General features: G+C 39.4%; 12 protein-coding genes. 10 read left to right on the plus strand and 2 right to left on the minus strand.

Annotated elements, in window-relative coordinates:
• Positions 1–401: 401 nt before the first annotated feature.
• The 7 genes from EM4838_RS02395 (at position 402) to EM4838_RS02425 (ending at position 7,861) form a co-directional block, all read left to right on the plus strand.
• Positions 402–1,415, plus strand: a complete 1,014-nt coding sequence (locus EM4838_RS02395; RefSeq protein ID WP_071866622.1) for an NAD(P)H-dependent glycerol-3-phosphate dehydrogenase — start codon at positions 402–404, stop codon at positions 1,413–1,415.
• Between the two features lie 30 nt (positions 1,416–1,445).
• Positions 1,446–2,327 (plus strand): UTP--glucose-1-phosphate uridylyltransferase GalU, encoded by an 882-nt coding sequence (galU, locus tag EM4838_RS02400; RefSeq protein WP_071866621.1) that lies wholly within the window; start codon positions 1,446–1,448, stop codon positions 2,325–2,327.
• Between the two features lie 63 nt (positions 2,328–2,390).
• Entirely contained in the window at positions 2,391–2,765 is a 375-nt protein-coding gene (locus EM4838_RS02405) for a hypothetical protein (protein WP_071866620.1), read from the plus strand.
• Between the two features lie 509 nt (positions 2,766–3,274).
• Positions 3,275–3,880: an SIS domain-containing protein gene (locus EM4838_RS02410; protein ID WP_071866619.1), complete on the plus strand. Its 606-nt coding sequence runs from the start codon at positions 3,275–3,277 to the stop codon at positions 3,878–3,880.
• 522 nt (positions 3,881–4,402) lie between these two features.
• Complete coding sequence (yfcC, locus tag EM4838_RS02415) at positions 4,403–6,142, plus strand: putative basic amino acid antiporter YfcC (protein WP_071866618.1); 1,740 nt, start codon at positions 4,403–4,405, stop codon at positions 6,140–6,142.
• A 213-nt stretch (positions 6,143–6,355) separates the two neighbouring features.
• A complete protein-coding gene (iadA, locus tag EM4838_RS02420; RefSeq protein WP_071866617.1) occupies positions 6,356–7,549 on the plus strand; it encodes a beta-aspartyl-peptidase in 1,194 nt (397 codons plus the stop codon).
• A gap of 90 nt (positions 7,550–7,639) precedes the next feature.
• The gene (locus EM4838_RS02425; RefSeq protein ID WP_065096154.1) at positions 7,640–7,861 is read left to right on the plus strand and encodes a CsbD family protein; all 222 of its coding nucleotides are present in this window, start codon (positions 7,640–7,642) and stop codon (positions 7,859–7,861) included.
• Positions 7,862–7,922: 61 nt separating this feature from the next.
• Here the strand turns inward: EM4838_RS02425 and EM4838_RS02430 are convergent, their stop codons facing one another.
• Both EM4838_RS02430 and EM4838_RS02435 read right to left on the minus strand, forming a co-directional pair.
• A complete protein-coding gene (locus EM4838_RS02430; RefSeq protein ID WP_071866616.1) occupies positions 7,923–8,588 on the minus strand; it encodes an ABC transporter ATP-binding protein in 666 nt (221 codons plus the stop codon).
• Positions 8,589–8,600: 12 nt separating this feature from the next.
• Complete coding sequence (locus EM4838_RS02435; protein WP_071866615.1) at positions 8,601–10,130, minus strand: ABC transporter permease; 1,530 nt, start codon at positions 10,128–10,130, stop codon at positions 8,601–8,603.
• Between the two features lie 471 nt (positions 10,131–10,601).
• Between EM4838_RS02435 and EM4838_RS02440 the strand changes: the two genes are divergently transcribed.
• The 3 genes from EM4838_RS02440 (at position 10,602) to EM4838_RS02450 (ending at position 13,862) form a co-directional block, all read left to right on the plus strand.
• Complete coding sequence (locus tag EM4838_RS02440) at positions 10,602–12,281, plus strand: ribonuclease J (protein ID WP_071866614.1); 1,680 nt, start codon at positions 10,602–10,604, stop codon at positions 12,279–12,281.
• Positions 12,282–12,395: 114 nt separating this feature from the next.
• Positions 12,396–12,746 carry a PTS sugar transporter subunit IIB gene (locus EM4838_RS02445; RefSeq protein WP_071866691.1) on the plus strand — a complete coding sequence of 117 codons (351 nt, stop codon included), beginning with the start codon at positions 12,396–12,398 and terminating at the stop codon, positions 12,744–12,746.
• A gap of 435 nt (positions 12,747–13,181) precedes the next feature.
• Positions 13,182–13,862: a metal-dependent hydrolase gene (locus EM4838_RS02450; protein WP_071866613.1), complete on the plus strand. Its 681-nt coding sequence runs from the start codon at positions 13,182–13,184 to the stop codon at positions 13,860–13,862.
• Positions 13,863–13,864: the final 2 nt, after the last annotated feature.

The raw sequence follows: 13,864 nt of genomic DNA on the forward strand, positions 1-13,864 counted from the left end.
CTGACCACATAAGATGCACCTCCTTTAGTTCGACTGTTGATAAATAGACTATATCATTGGAATAGACCAAAAAAACATCTTGTATGGTATTGCAACATTATAATTTCCATTTAAGTTAAATCAAGGAATAAATCGCTGAATTAAATGCTTCTAGGACATTTGTCCTCTTGCACCCCCTAAAACCGAATAAACGGTGGGAACAAAAGTAACCACTTCGGAAACAAGGCACTATTCAAAAAAAATTTGAAAACAATTTTGTTGGATAGCGCCTTATTTCTCGCAGCTAAACACTTCTATCCCAAGCTCTTTTTAAACAAAAGCTAAAAACAATGAAAATAAGTCCTGTATTTTGTTAATGTATACTATAATAGAAATTAACTATGAATTTTGGAGGAATTTCCATGAAACAAAAAATTGCAGTATTAGGCCCTGGTTCTTGGGGAACTGCTTTAGCTCAAACCTTAGCAGAAAATGGACATGACGTCCGTATCTGGGGGAATGTTCCAGAACAAATCACAGAAATCAATACGTATCATACGAATAAACACTATTTACCTGAATTACATTTACCAGAATCGATCATCGGCTTTACCGAATTGGCTGAAGCTGTCAAAGAGGTAGATGCAGTATTATTTGTCGTACCGACGAAAGCAATCCGTGCTGTAGCACAAGAATTGCTACAACATTTAACGACAAAACCAGTGATCATCCATGCCAGTAAAGGATTAGAGCAAGACACGCATAAACGGATATCAGAAGTGATTGCCGAAGAAATCCCAGAAGAAAAACGACAATCCATCGTTGTTTTATCAGGCCCTAGTCACGCAGAAGAAGTGGCGGTCCACGATATCACAACGATCACTGCTGCAAGTATTGACCAAAAAGCAGCTACTTATGTGCAAGAATTATTTATGAACGATTATTTCCGAATCTATACAAATAATGATGTGATCGGTGTGGAAACAGGAGCAGCATTGAAGAATATCATTGCAATCGGTGCCGGCGCGATCCACGGTCTTGGTTTTGGTGACAATGCGAAAGCGGCGATCATGACAAGAGGTTTAGCTGAAATCAGTCGTCTCGGTGTAGCAATGGGCGCGAATCCTTTGACCTTTATTGGATTGAGTGGTGTCGGTGATTTGATTGTCACTTGTACAAGTGTTCATTCACGTAATTGGCGTGCGGGGCATATGCTGGGTGAAGGACAAAAATTAGATCAAATCCTGGAAAATATGGGGATGATCGTGGAGGGTGTATCGACAACAAAAGCGGCGGTTGAGCTGGCTGAGCAACTAGGTGTAGAGATGCCCATCACTCAAACAATCTATCAGGTCCTTTATCAAGGGAAAGATATTAAACAAGCAGCAAAAGAAATCATGTTGCGTGATGGCAAGATGGAAAACGAATTTCAGTAAATCAACAGAATGGAGTATATAAATACGCATATGGAGAATAAAATCGTAAGAAAAGCAGTCATTCCTGCAGCAGGTCTAGGTACACGTTTTTTACCTGCTACAAAGGCAATGGCAAAAGAAATGTTGCCGATCGTTGATAAACCAACGATCCAATTTATCGTAGAGGAAGCTTTAGCTTCGGGGATCGAAGATATTTTGATCGTTACCGGAAAAGAAAAACGACCGATTGAAGACCATTTTGATTCGAATATCGAATTAGAATTGAATCTACAAGAAAAAAATAAAATCGACTTGCTAAAATTAGTCGAAGAAACAACGAATGTCAATCTCCACTTTATCCGTCAGTCCCATCCTTTAGGACTAGGTCATGCGGTATTACAAGCGAAAACTTTTATTGGAGATGAACCATTCATCGTTATGCTTGGGGACGATTTGATGGAAGATGAGATTCCACTGACAAAACAATTGATCTTAGATTACGAGAAAACAAAAGGTTCGACTGTAGCAGTCATGAAAGTTCCTCATGAAGACACGTCAAAATATGGGATCATCGATCCAGAAACAAAAGAATCTGAAGGCTTGTATGAAGTGAAACGATTCGTCGAAAAACCAACACCTGAAGAAGCTCCGAGTGATTTAGCGATTATTGGACGCTACTTATTGACACCAGAAATTTTTGAATTATTAGAAACACAAAAACCTGGAGCTGGAAATGAGGTTCAATTGACGGATGCCATTGATGAATTAAATAAAAAGCAACCCGTATATGCGAGAGAATTCAAAGGCTCTAGATATGATGTCGGTGATAAATTTGGTTATCTAAAAACAAGTATCGAATACGGTTTAGGTCATCCTGAAATCAGCGAGCAGCTGAAACAATACCTCATTGATCTAAGTCATTCTCTGGACTAAAAACTTAACAATTAGAGAAATAAAATCTTGAGAAAAGAATAGTAAATGAGGTGTATTGCTTACATGGGGATTCTAATCAACATTGCACAAACGTTTCTTGATGGATTGAAATGGTTGATGGAGGGAAATAATTGGCTGTTTTTACTGCCAGTATTATTTATTAGTTTGTTTACGATGTTTTATATGGTCAGAATAAAAGAAACCTTTTTGATTTTTATTTGGTACTTAGCAACAGTGGCGATCGGTAGTTTGATCATCGTTCTTTTGTGGGGAGATCAACAGGCATTTCTTTTTGCGGCAGCTTTTCTTTTGCTGTACCTTTTTGCCTATATCCCGTATCTACTCAAAAAATTTCATGTCGTCAAAAAAGGCAAACATGCGGCTTCTCCGAACCGCTCAAAGGATGTCTCAGAAAGACGGACAAGGTCTGACCGCTGATATTTTGATACTTGCACTTGTTTCGCACTTTCCTTACAATAGATGCAGATAGAAATAACTAAAAAAAAGGCTCCTTGATAGTTAGCGGCAACTAACTATCAAGGAATGACCAGTCACACGTATACACCCTGACCGATCATTTTGCCATAGTCGATGCAGCGCACCGACCGCATTTATTGTACCTGATTTAAGGAAGATTTTCTACCTTATGAATAGAAAAAGCGGAGGAAGCAAGGCGATTTATTTACTATGTCAAAAAAGATGTATATTCAAGCAAGCAGTTTGTTTAATCCGTTTGAAAGACTTGCTTTTAGCGATACATCGTTCCTATCTTTTACACTGAAGCCGAAGAACATCAAGATGCTGCTACATCAGATCTTTCGCTGGAGTGTAATGAATAAGTGGTTAAGGTAAAGATGAGACTGAGCAATTGCTTCGTCTCATCTTTTTGTATTTTTCTTTTTGATAGTTGTCTCTATTCTGAAATAGCAGAAGAAGAGGAGAAAAGAATGAGCTTACCCTATTTTGATTATTGTCAACAACTTGAAAGAAAATTAAGGATCGAGGAACCCTTGATGGAACAAGCGGGACGTTGGATCGCTACACAGATTCATCGAGGAGGATGCTTACATATTTTTGCTAGCCGTACCTTGCAAGGTATTGCCTATGAATTTTGGCAACAATCTCCAAAAATCTTGCCAACTCAGTTGATTGAACACCCTGCAGCGGGAATTTATGAGTCACTGGAAGGAACGGGCCAAGCAATCATTGAACAAATCAATGCGCAACCCGAGGATATTTTTCTTCTCTTATCAAATGAAGGGAGAAATCCTGCAATCATTGAACTGGCGGAATGGGTCAAAGAACAAGGTCACCTATTGATCGTAATCACAGGTTTTGATTTATCCCGAAGTATCAAGTCAAGACATAGTAGTGGTTTGCGCTTATATGAATATGCAGATCTAGTATTAGATAACTATGCAACGATAGACGATGCCGTCCTTACGGTTCCTAAGTTTGAGCCAGCTATATGTGGCACAGCTTCGTTAGCCACCTTAATTTTATTACAGCAAATCGTTTATTTTTCAGTTTATTATTTGTTGGAGAATGACTAAAGAGAGAAGGATAAGAGCCCGAAAAAGAGACAAGAAAGAATCGTGATGATTCTTTCTTGTCTCTTTATACACGTTGATGAAAGAGTCTTCCCCAAAACTCTTTACACTCCAATTATAGTACATTTGTTATGAATATTGCAATGAAGATACCTAATGAAAATAAAAAGAGAGTAAGAGAGAGGCAGAAATTCAATTAAAAACATCGGTTCAAATAGGAAAGGAGTATGGATGGAAATGTATAAATATTTGTTAATCTCTTAAAAAATCTTTGTTTATACGTAAATAGAAATGAAAATAAATGATCGGAAATAGCTACATTGTAAAAATAAAAAAAGAATTTTAATCCATTTTTATAGGTGCTATGGCTTTGAGAACAGCTTTTTTATTAAAATGTGTCTTGAAGATAACTAAAATCAATAGATTTTTTTAATTGTTTATTCATGTGGTATAGAACATTTTACTGTATAATCTATTTGCTTATTCATTATTGACAAAAACGTAGCAAGAAAGGAAGAACGAGTTTTGAAGAGAAAAAATTCTTCAGTAAAGAAAAAACGAGACTTTACCAAAATGACGACACCGCATACGTATGTCATTATTTTTGGTGTAGTTGTACTTGCCTGGTTATTAACATTTATCGTACCAGCGGGGAGATTCAGTACGCAAGATATAGAATACAAAGATGCAAATGGAGAAACTAGTACCAGAACAGTATTACGCCAAGATTCGTTTCGTTATGCTTATGAATTAGATAAGTCTTTTGTATTTGATCAACTGGAAGAATTACAAAATGATCCAAAGGAAAGAGAAAAGCTAGCTGTTCCTGAAGAAGGATTAGAAGAAGTCTTGGCAGCTGGTGAAAAAAACTTGACCCAAGAGAAACTAGATGAAATCTCACTGACAGATGATGTTTTATACGATGAATATGGTGAAGACATCTATGATACCTCAAAGAAATTGCATAAAACAGCAAAACTATGGGGAACCGATGATTTCGGTGGGTTTGGCTTTTTGAACTTTGTTTTTGAAGGTCTAGTATCAGGCGATAAATATGGTTCAGCAGTCGGGATTGCTGCACTTATTTTAGTCGTGGGTGGGGCATTTGGGATCATCATGCGAACAGGTGCCATTGATGCAGGTATTTATGCTTTTATCAATAAGACACGTGGTCTAGAACGTTTAGCTTTACCGCTCTTATTCTTTGCTTTTTCATTTGGAGGCGCAACGTTCGGTATGGCTGAAGAAGTCATTCCATTCTCAATGGTCATGGTACCTTTTGTGATTGCCTTAGGCTATGATTCGATCGTCGCCGTTACAGTCACCTATGTGGCGTCACAAGTCGGGAATGCCACGTCATGGATGAGTCCGTTCAGTGTCGCCGTTGCTCAAGGGATCGCAGGTATTCCAGTCTTATCAGGCGCCACCTTCCGATTGATCATGTGGGTCGTCGTGACTGCGTTATCGGCTGGTTACTTAATGATCTATGGAGAAAAAGTTCGGAAGAATCCGGAAAGTTCATTAACGTATAAATCTGACGAATACTTCCGTAACCATTTGAAGAAAACATCCGATGAACAAAAACCATTTACATTAGGCCATAAATTGATTTTAGCGGAAATGTTGATCGTTTTAGTTTGGATCGTTTGGGGAGTTACTCAAAAAGGCTATTATATCCCAGAAATCGCCTCTCAATTTTTTGTAATGGGACTAGTCGCAGGGATCATTGCTGTTTTATTCAAATTAGACGGTATGACGGTCAATGATATTGCCTCTTCTTTCCAATCTGGGGCAGCAGATCTAGCTGGAACAGCAATCGTTGTTGGGATGGCAAAAGGAATCTTGCTTGTATTAGGTGGATCAGATGCTTCTGTACCTTCTGCGCTTAATACAATTTTGCATGGTATAGGAACAGCGCTGACTGGTGTACCGGCAGTTATTGGTGCATGGGCGATGTATGTGTTCCAAAGTTTGTTCAATCTAGTCGTCACTTCAAATTCTGGACAAGCGGCATTGACGATGCCAATCATGGCACCGTTAGCTGATTTAGTTGGTGTCTCTCGTCAAGTTGCCGTATTGGCTTATCAATTAGGTTCAGGATTCATGGATGCGTTCACGCCAGTTTCTGCTAGCTTGATCGGCGTCTTAGGTGTGGCACGGATCGAATGGGCAAAATGGGCACGATTCCAAATCAAAATGCAAGGATTCTTCTTTGTTTTAGGAACAATCTTCATTATGATTGCGATCGCGATCGGCCTTCAATAAAACAAATAAGAACTGATTGATAGCAATCAAAGAAACGGTGCTACCCATATGTAACGCTGAGATAATAAGCGAGAAAATCCGAAAGTATCTTCATATTTTGGGACTTTCTCGCTTATTTCCAAAAGAGCGACGTAGGATCGCTAGATTGCTTTTCAAACAACCCTTTGTGTGTATGAAAAGATACAGACTATTTTATAAAGAGGAGGATCACGGATGAAACTCATTCGACAAATCGATGTCTATGCACCAGAATATCTTGGTAAGAAGGATGTATTAGTGGCAGGAAATAAAATCATTGCCTTGGAAGATCAACTATCTGGCGGTTACGAAGAATTGATCGTGGAAGAAATTTCAGGAGAAGGAAAACTCTTGACCCCAGGTTTTATTGATGCCCATTTCCATATTTTAGGTGGCGGCGGCGAAGGCGGCTATCATAATCGCACACCAGAAGTCACACTTAGTCAACTAACGACAGCAGGAGTGACAACAGTCGTAGGTTGTATCGGGACAGATGGCGAAGGTCGAGATATGACTGCTTTGATCAGTAAAGCAAGAGGGCTAGAGGCAGAAGGATTGACTACGTATGTTTATGTTGGTTCTTATCGGTTGCCGGTCAAAACGGTGACTGATTCATTGATCAAAGATTTTCTTACTATTGATAAGATCATTGGGATCGGAGAAATCGCTGTCTCTGATCATCGCTCTTCTCAACCAACATTCGACGAGTTTGCTCGGGCAGTGGCGGATGCTCGTGTTGGGGGCATGTTATCAGGTAAAGCAGGAATAGTGAATGTCCATTTAGGTGGCGGAAGTCGAAAATTGGAATTATTGAATCGTGTGGTTGAAGAAACAGAAATCCCTATTACTCAGTTTTATCCGACGCATGCGAATCGGACAACTGAATTATTAGCTGCATGTATCGAATTTGCAAAAAAAGGTGGAACGATCGATTTCACTGCAAGTGAAGATCCTGATTTTTGGGAAAAGACCGATGGTGAAGTTCGTTTCAGTAAAGCATTGAAGCAGTTATTGGAAGCACAAGTCTCTCTTGATAACTTCACCTTGACCTCCGATGGACAAGGTAGTCTTCCATATTTTGACCAAGAGAACCATTTTATCGGTATGGGCGTCGGTAGTGCGAAATCCTTACTGGTTGGCATCAAAGAAGCCGTTCAAAAAGAAGACATCCCCTTAGAGATTGCCTTACGAGCTGTGACGTCCAATCCTGCAAGAGTCCTGAAACTGGACCAAAAGGGAAGAATCGCTGTCGGGAAAGACGCGGATCTTTGTTTACTTGATAAAGAAACCTTAGAAATTGATACGGTGATTGCTAATGGAACGATCATGGTCCAAGAAAAACAAGTGAAAGTTTGGGGAACATTTGAGCAAATGATTGCAACGAGCTGAATGTTAGGATAAGCATACTGTTTGTTTGTTTTTATAATTGGTGTTACTCTAAAAGTGGTTAGAAAGACAAATTTTAGAGGAGGAAATATTATGGCAGATTTAGAAGGACGCTCTAAAGATTTGAAAGACAAAGTTGCAGGTGAAGGCAAAGAAGCCTATGGAAAAGCAACAGGTGATAAAAGTAAAGAAACAAAAGGTAAAGCCCAATCTGCAGGTGCGGATATCAAGAGTAAAGCTCGTAATATCGGCGATGAAATCAAAGAAGGCTTTGAAGATGTAAAAGAAAAATTTTCAAAAAAAGACCATAAATAGTCTACTTGTAAATTCTAAAAAAAAAGCGTCCTACCAATAAGGTGGACGTTTTTTTTAGCGGTTATCCAATGTCAATGGACGCGAATGTTTTGTTTTTTAATTCAAAAACTTCATCACATTTTTTAGCCACTTCTAATTCGTGTGTCACAATGATGATACAGCGATCTTGCTCATGGGCGATTTCTTGGAAGAGTTGAACGATTTCTTGTGAAGTCGTTTCATCGAGGTTTCCTGTTGGTTCATCCGCGATGATCAACTGATGTTCGCAACAAATCGCTCGGACGATCGCTACGCGTTGTTGTTGTCCCCCAGATAATTTAGTGACTTGTTGTTTTGCAAGAGTTTCATTTATCCCAACGCGTGCCAAGCGATCAAGTGCTACTTGGCGATAATTTTTTTGAGGAGTATTTGAAATTTCCATGGCGGTAATGACGTTATCAAGAGCGGAAAGGTAAGGCAATAAGTTGTACGCTTGAAAAATAATGGATACATCATTTTTACGATAATTTCGTAGTCCTATTTTAGCTAAAGCGCGCTCTTCATAATACACAGTCCCTTCTTTTGGTGTATCGAGTCCTGAGATCAACGAAAGGAAGGTCGTTTTTCCTGAACCACTTGCCCCTAATATGGCGTACATTTTCCCTTTTTCAAAGGATAAATTCACGTTTTTATAAAGTGCTTCTGTTGGATTCTGATACCAGAAGCCCAAGTTTTCTGTACGTAACATCTAATTCCTCCTTTAGTTTAATAAAATTTTTCGTGGATTTAATCGTAGTATGCCAATGGATGCTAGAAAAACGGAGAGTAAGCTGATCCCGAATGCAACAGCTGCTAGAAGGCCGAGTTGAGCTGGTTGAACGGTGATTTCAAGGTCGCTTACTTGTTCCGAAACGGTAAATGGATTACTAGTTCCACCGGGTTGTCCACCAGGTCCACGATTGCCACCACCAGGTCCACGATTGCCACCACCAGGCATCTGCTCTCCTTGTTGCTCGGCAGGTGAGTCGGTTGACGTTTCAGTTTGTTGATCAAGCAACTGTTGACCGACAGCATTTGCAACGACATTTCCACTGAATGAAGCCACACCTAACGCGACGATCATACATATGGCCACTTCTGTAAACAATTGAAGGACGATTTTGCTTCTGGATTCGCCTAATGAAAGCAATACTCCTAATTCATGGCGGCGTTCCCGGATCGTGATCATGATGATCAAAGTCAAAATAATGATTCCAGCCACCGCAACGAGTAAAACGACATTTTGTGAAAAACTGGCCACGTTGTTAAGTGGTTCAAGCATTGCTTGGAACATCGTATCGTTTGATTGAAGACTGAACGTTGATGTATCGATCAGGTTTTCTGCTTTAGTGATAAAATCTGCCATTTTATTGGGATCGGTCAGCGTATAAACCGCAGAGTCGATTGTGTCATCTTCTGAAGAACCATTCAATGTATTAGCAAACGTATAATAAGTATACAAAGTGTTCGCTGGATTCATGAAATTGAAATTCATTCCCATGCTACTACTTGTTTCACTCGACTCATAGATTCCTTTAATCGTCATTTCATAAGTTGTTTCTTCATCTTCAGTGCTAGTAATAACGAAAGTATCCCCTACGGATAAGTCATTTGCGCTAGCTAAAGTAGAGTCCATCACGACATTGTTCGTATCTTTGTCGCTATCAGTGATTCCTTCTCCTTCGATGATTTTTGCTGTGCCATCCGTAAAGCTACTGGTTTGGGCTGTATCGGATACCCCGCTGATTTGAAAGTCTGCTTGGATCATTTGCGGTTTGCCACCCCCCATAGCTCCACCCATGTTTTCACCGTTTGGTGCAGCATCAGTCGTAGTATCAGTTTCTTCTGATGTTTCTGAGGTATCAGAGCTTGAAATGGCAGTGATCCCGCTATTGGCTAAAGCTGATGCAGAGCTTTCGAAGGAAAAACTTGCTACATTATCTAGTGCTGCGATCTTTTCTGCATCGCTGACTGAAACAGGTGTGAGGGAGAAACTTCCAGGATCTGGTCGCCCACCGGATTCAGTATCAGTTGCCTCCGTTTGTTTTTGAAAAGCCGCTTCACGATTCGCACTTAAAGTGACGGTCGCGCCGACATCTTTTTGAGCTTGCTCTGCGGCTTGTTGAGCCGCACTACGTATGGTTAGTCCAGCAAGAACGAAGACAAGGATTGCTGTAAAAACTGCTAATAATAGTAAAGAACGCCCCCATTTTACTTTTGTACTTTTTAATGCTCGTTTGAAAAAATTCATTGGTTCGATCTCCTTTCGAAATGAGTACAAAAAATAGAATAAAGGGAGTAGCTTAAGCCTACCTTAAAAAGAGACCACGACCAGAGAGAGTTGAAGCCTAAAAACAAGTCAAATGGAGTAGGAAATGAAAAACATTCTATAGTTATTGAGTAATTTATGGTAAAATAGACGAAGTATCTTCTAAAATGAAAGAAGAAAAAATGGTCTGGGAAAAACATGGAGACAGAAACAATCGTACATGCTAGCGATTTGTTTGATTTGTTGTATAATGATGTGGAGCAGTTGATCGAGCAACTGAAGCAATCCCGATTTTTTTGTGTCAAAAAAAGATCCTAAACGCCTGTAAAATTAAGATGGATTTTAGTACTTAGTGAAATCATCCGAAAACTAGGCACTCAGAAAATGGATCGTTTAAATAAAATAGAGAATCGACATCGTTAAATGAAGATGTCATAAGAAGAGGTGAAATTTGTGAGTACCATTAAGATTATCCCTTTAGGCGGTGTACGCGAAAACGGAAAAAATTTGTACATTGCAGAAGTAGGGGAAGCTATTTTTATTTTAGACTGTGGTCTGAAGTATCCTGAAAACGAATTATTAGGGATTGACGTTGTGATTCCTGATTTTACGTATTTAGAAGATAATGTCGATCGTGTAGCAGGTATTTTTCTGACACATGGTCACGCAGATGCGATTGGGGCGTTGCCTTATTTATTGTCAAAGATTTCTGTACCTGTGTTCGGAACAGAGTTGACGATCGAATTGGTAAAATTGAATGTCAATCGCAATGATGCTGCAAAAGGATTCAAGGATTTTCATGTGGTAGATGAGCATACAGAGATCGATTTCGGTGAAACGATCGTTAGCTTCTTCCGCACTACCCATACGATCCCAGATTCAGTTGGGATCAATTTAAAAACCCAAGAAGGAAATATCGTTTATACGGGTGATTTCAAATTTGACCAAATGGCGATCCCAATGTACCAAACGGATTACGCTCGTTTAGCAGAGATTGGGAAAGAAGGCGTGTTAGCTTTACTGAGTGAGTCAGCAAATGCAGAAAACGCGACCCCTGTTGCTTCTGAGTTCCAAATCGCTGATGAAGTATTTGATACCATCAAATATTGGGAAGGACGGATCATCGTTGCTTGTGTTGCAAGTAATCTTCAACGTGTCCAACAAATCTTAGACGCCGCTGCCAAAGCAGGACGTAAGGTCGTGTTGACTGGTCAAGACTTTGAACGGATCATCCGAACAGCTATGCGCTTAGAAAAACTTCAATTACCAAGTGAGGACCTATTGGTCACATTAAAAGATATGAAAAACTATGAGCCTGAAGAACTGATTATTTTAGAAACAGGCCGTATGGGTGAACCAATCAAGTCTTTACAAAAAATGGCGAATGGTGCGCACCGTCATATCAAGATCAAAGAAGGCGATCTTGTTTATATCACAACGACACCAAGTATTGCGATGGAAACGATGGTTGCTAAGACAGAAGATATCATTTACCGAGCAGGTGGAATAGTCAAACAAATCTCTGACAACCTGCGGGTTTCCGGTCATGCAAATCCTAATGACTTACAATTGATGTTGAATTTCATGAAACCTAAATATTTCATCCCAGTTCAAGGAGAATACCGTGAATTAGCTGCCCACGCAGACTTAGCCCATGCAGTTGGTATCCCCTACAAAAATATCTATATCACTGGACGTGGAGATGTTTTAGAATATAAAAACAAGCGGATGAGTGTGGCAGGTACGATAAGTGCTGAAAATGTCATGATCGACGGACTAGGCGTTGGTGATATTGGGAACATTGTTTTACGCGACCGTAAAATCTTATCTGAAGACGGTATTTTTGTTGCAGTAGTGACAATCAGTCGTCGTGAAAAGAAAATCGTCTCAAAACCGCAAATCACTTCACGAGGATTTGTTTATGTCAAAGCAAGTCGTGATTTGATCAATGAAAGTAGCAACATGATCGAAACCATTGTAGGGAAACATTTAGAAAGCGATGATTTCGAATGGAGCAAACTGAAACAAGAAATACGTGATCAATTAGGTCGCTATTTGTTTGAACAAACCAAACGCCGTCCAGTGATTTTACCAGTCATCATGGAAGCGACACAACGTCGCGGCAAAAGATAAAAAATGAAAAGCTGTATCAAAAGATGTTCAGATGATGGATATGTTTGGTATAGCTTTTCTTTTATAGGAGCGAGATCATTGAATATATACGATGGAAAGGTGGAAGTGTCTATAATGGAAAAAGAACTTGGTTTGGGAAATAATCAAATGAAAGAGAAACAGATCATCATTTTTGGCGTAACTTCAATGAGTACAGATAGTACGCTTTATAGCAATTTGTTAGTAACAAAGATGAACAACTTCGCAAAAAAACAACATTTACTTGTGCATGTTGACATGCATAGCATTTCTAAGTTGGATCAGTATGCAAAGGCTGCCGATGTTATTCTATTATCTCCAGAGCTGTCTTCTATGAGAGAAACTATCATAAAAGAGTATCCTACAAAGGTTATTGAAGTGATAGACATGAAAGATTACGGTCTGCTAAATGCTGAGAATATCTTAAAAAAATTTCTCCATCACTAAACTGGAAAAGAAGAAATTTTCAAAATAGTTAGCAAACTTCGTTTTTTTTATTTTTTATCACTCCTCTATCTAAAAAAGTGTTGTGGATTTGTTCAATCTTATAAGCCGTATAAGGCATTTCAACTTAAATAAAAATACCAATAGTAGAAACTAGAGCCTTAATTTCTACTATTGGTATTTTTTATTTTGAGCATCATTACGGATTCGTAGTCATTCTGGTTTTATTCACAGTGATCAAACAATAAACAGAAACTGTCAATCATAGACGAAACATTCTTTTATCTGGGGATTCAGTCGTACGTACACGCTCACTTGATACTTGGTACAACCTGTATTATCTGTTACAATTGAATAGGATATACTGTACTACTAATTGTGTGAATGATCGAAATGAAAACGAAAGAGTCAGTGACTAAAATGTTGAGGAGTGAAAAGATGAAGATTACTTATCATGGACATTCTTGTATTTCTCTGGAAATGAAAAATGGCCAACAAGTGCTGATAGATCCATTTATTACTGGGAATCCTATGACTGATTTAAAAGTGGATGAAGTCCAGACGGACTGGATATTGATCACCCACGGACATGCTGATCATATTGGAGACATGTTGCCGATTGCGAAGAACAATAAGGCGACCATCATCAGTATTGTCGAAATCGCTGATTATGCACAGCAGCAAGGAGCGAACTCTTTTGGGATGAATATCGGTGGCAAAAGGGAGTTTCCTTTTGGCACAGTCAAATTTGTCCATGCACAGCATAGTTCAAGTATTGAAATCGATGGTGTTTCGCGTTATATGGGAGAGCCTAGTGGTATTCTGATCCAAGCAGACGGGAAGACGATTTATCATGCGGGTGATACCGCAGATTTTAGCGATTTAGCGCTCTTAGGTGAACAGTTTATGATCGATGTAGCCTTTTTACCGATTGGCGACAATTATACAATGGGGCCTGAGGATGCGGCTCGTGCGGCGAAGCGAATCAAAGCGAAGAAAGTCGTGCCGATCCATTACAATACCTTTCCTGTCATTGAACAAGATCCGCAAGTATTCATCGATTTATTAGCAGATACCGAAGGAAAAATAATGAGCGTTTCGGAAACGCTGGAAGTGTAGGG

Source organism: Enterococcus mundtii (assembly GCF_002813755.1).
GTDB classification, from domain to species: domain Bacteria; phylum Bacillota; class Bacilli; order Lactobacillales; family Enterococcaceae; genus Enterococcus_B; species Enterococcus_B mundtii.

Excerpts from the sequence above, each read along its gene's own strand:
- EM4838_RS02395 (WP_071866622.1), top strand. The coding sequence starts at position 402 with ATGAAACAAAAAATTGCAGTATTAGGCCCTGGTTCTTGGGGAACTGCT.
- galU (WP_071866621.1), top strand. The coding sequence starts at position 1,446 with ATGGAGAATAAAATCGTAAGAAAAGCAGTCATTCCTGCAGCAGGTCTA.
- EM4838_RS02405 (WP_071866620.1), top strand. The coding sequence starts at position 2,391 with ATGGGGATTCTAATCAACATTGCACAAACGTTTCTTGATGGATTGAAA.
- EM4838_RS02410 (WP_071866619.1), top strand. The coding sequence starts at position 3,275 with ATGAGCTTACCCTATTTTGATTATTGTCAACAACTTGAAAGAAAATTA.
- iadA (WP_071866617.1), top strand. The coding sequence starts at position 6,356 with ATGAAACTCATTCGACAAATCGATGTCTATGCACCAGAATATCTTGGT.
- EM4838_RS02425 (WP_065096154.1), top strand. The coding sequence starts at position 7,640 with ATGGCAGATTTAGAAGGACGCTCTAAAGATTTGAAAGACAAAGTTGCA.
- EM4838_RS02430 (WP_071866616.1), bottom strand. The coding sequence starts at position 8,588 with ATGTTACGTACAGAAAACTTGGGCTTCTGGTATCAGAATCCAACAGAA.
- EM4838_RS02435 (WP_071866615.1), bottom strand. The coding sequence starts at position 10,130 with ATGAATTTTTTCAAACGAGCATTAAAAAGTACAAAAGTAAAATGGGGG.
- EM4838_RS02445 (WP_071866691.1), top strand. The coding sequence starts at position 12,396 with ATGGAAAAAGAACTTGGTTTGGGAAATAATCAAATGAAAGAGAAACAG.
- EM4838_RS02450 (WP_071866613.1), top strand. The coding sequence starts at position 13,182 with ATGAAGATTACTTATCATGGACATTCTTGTATTTCTCTGGAAATGAAA.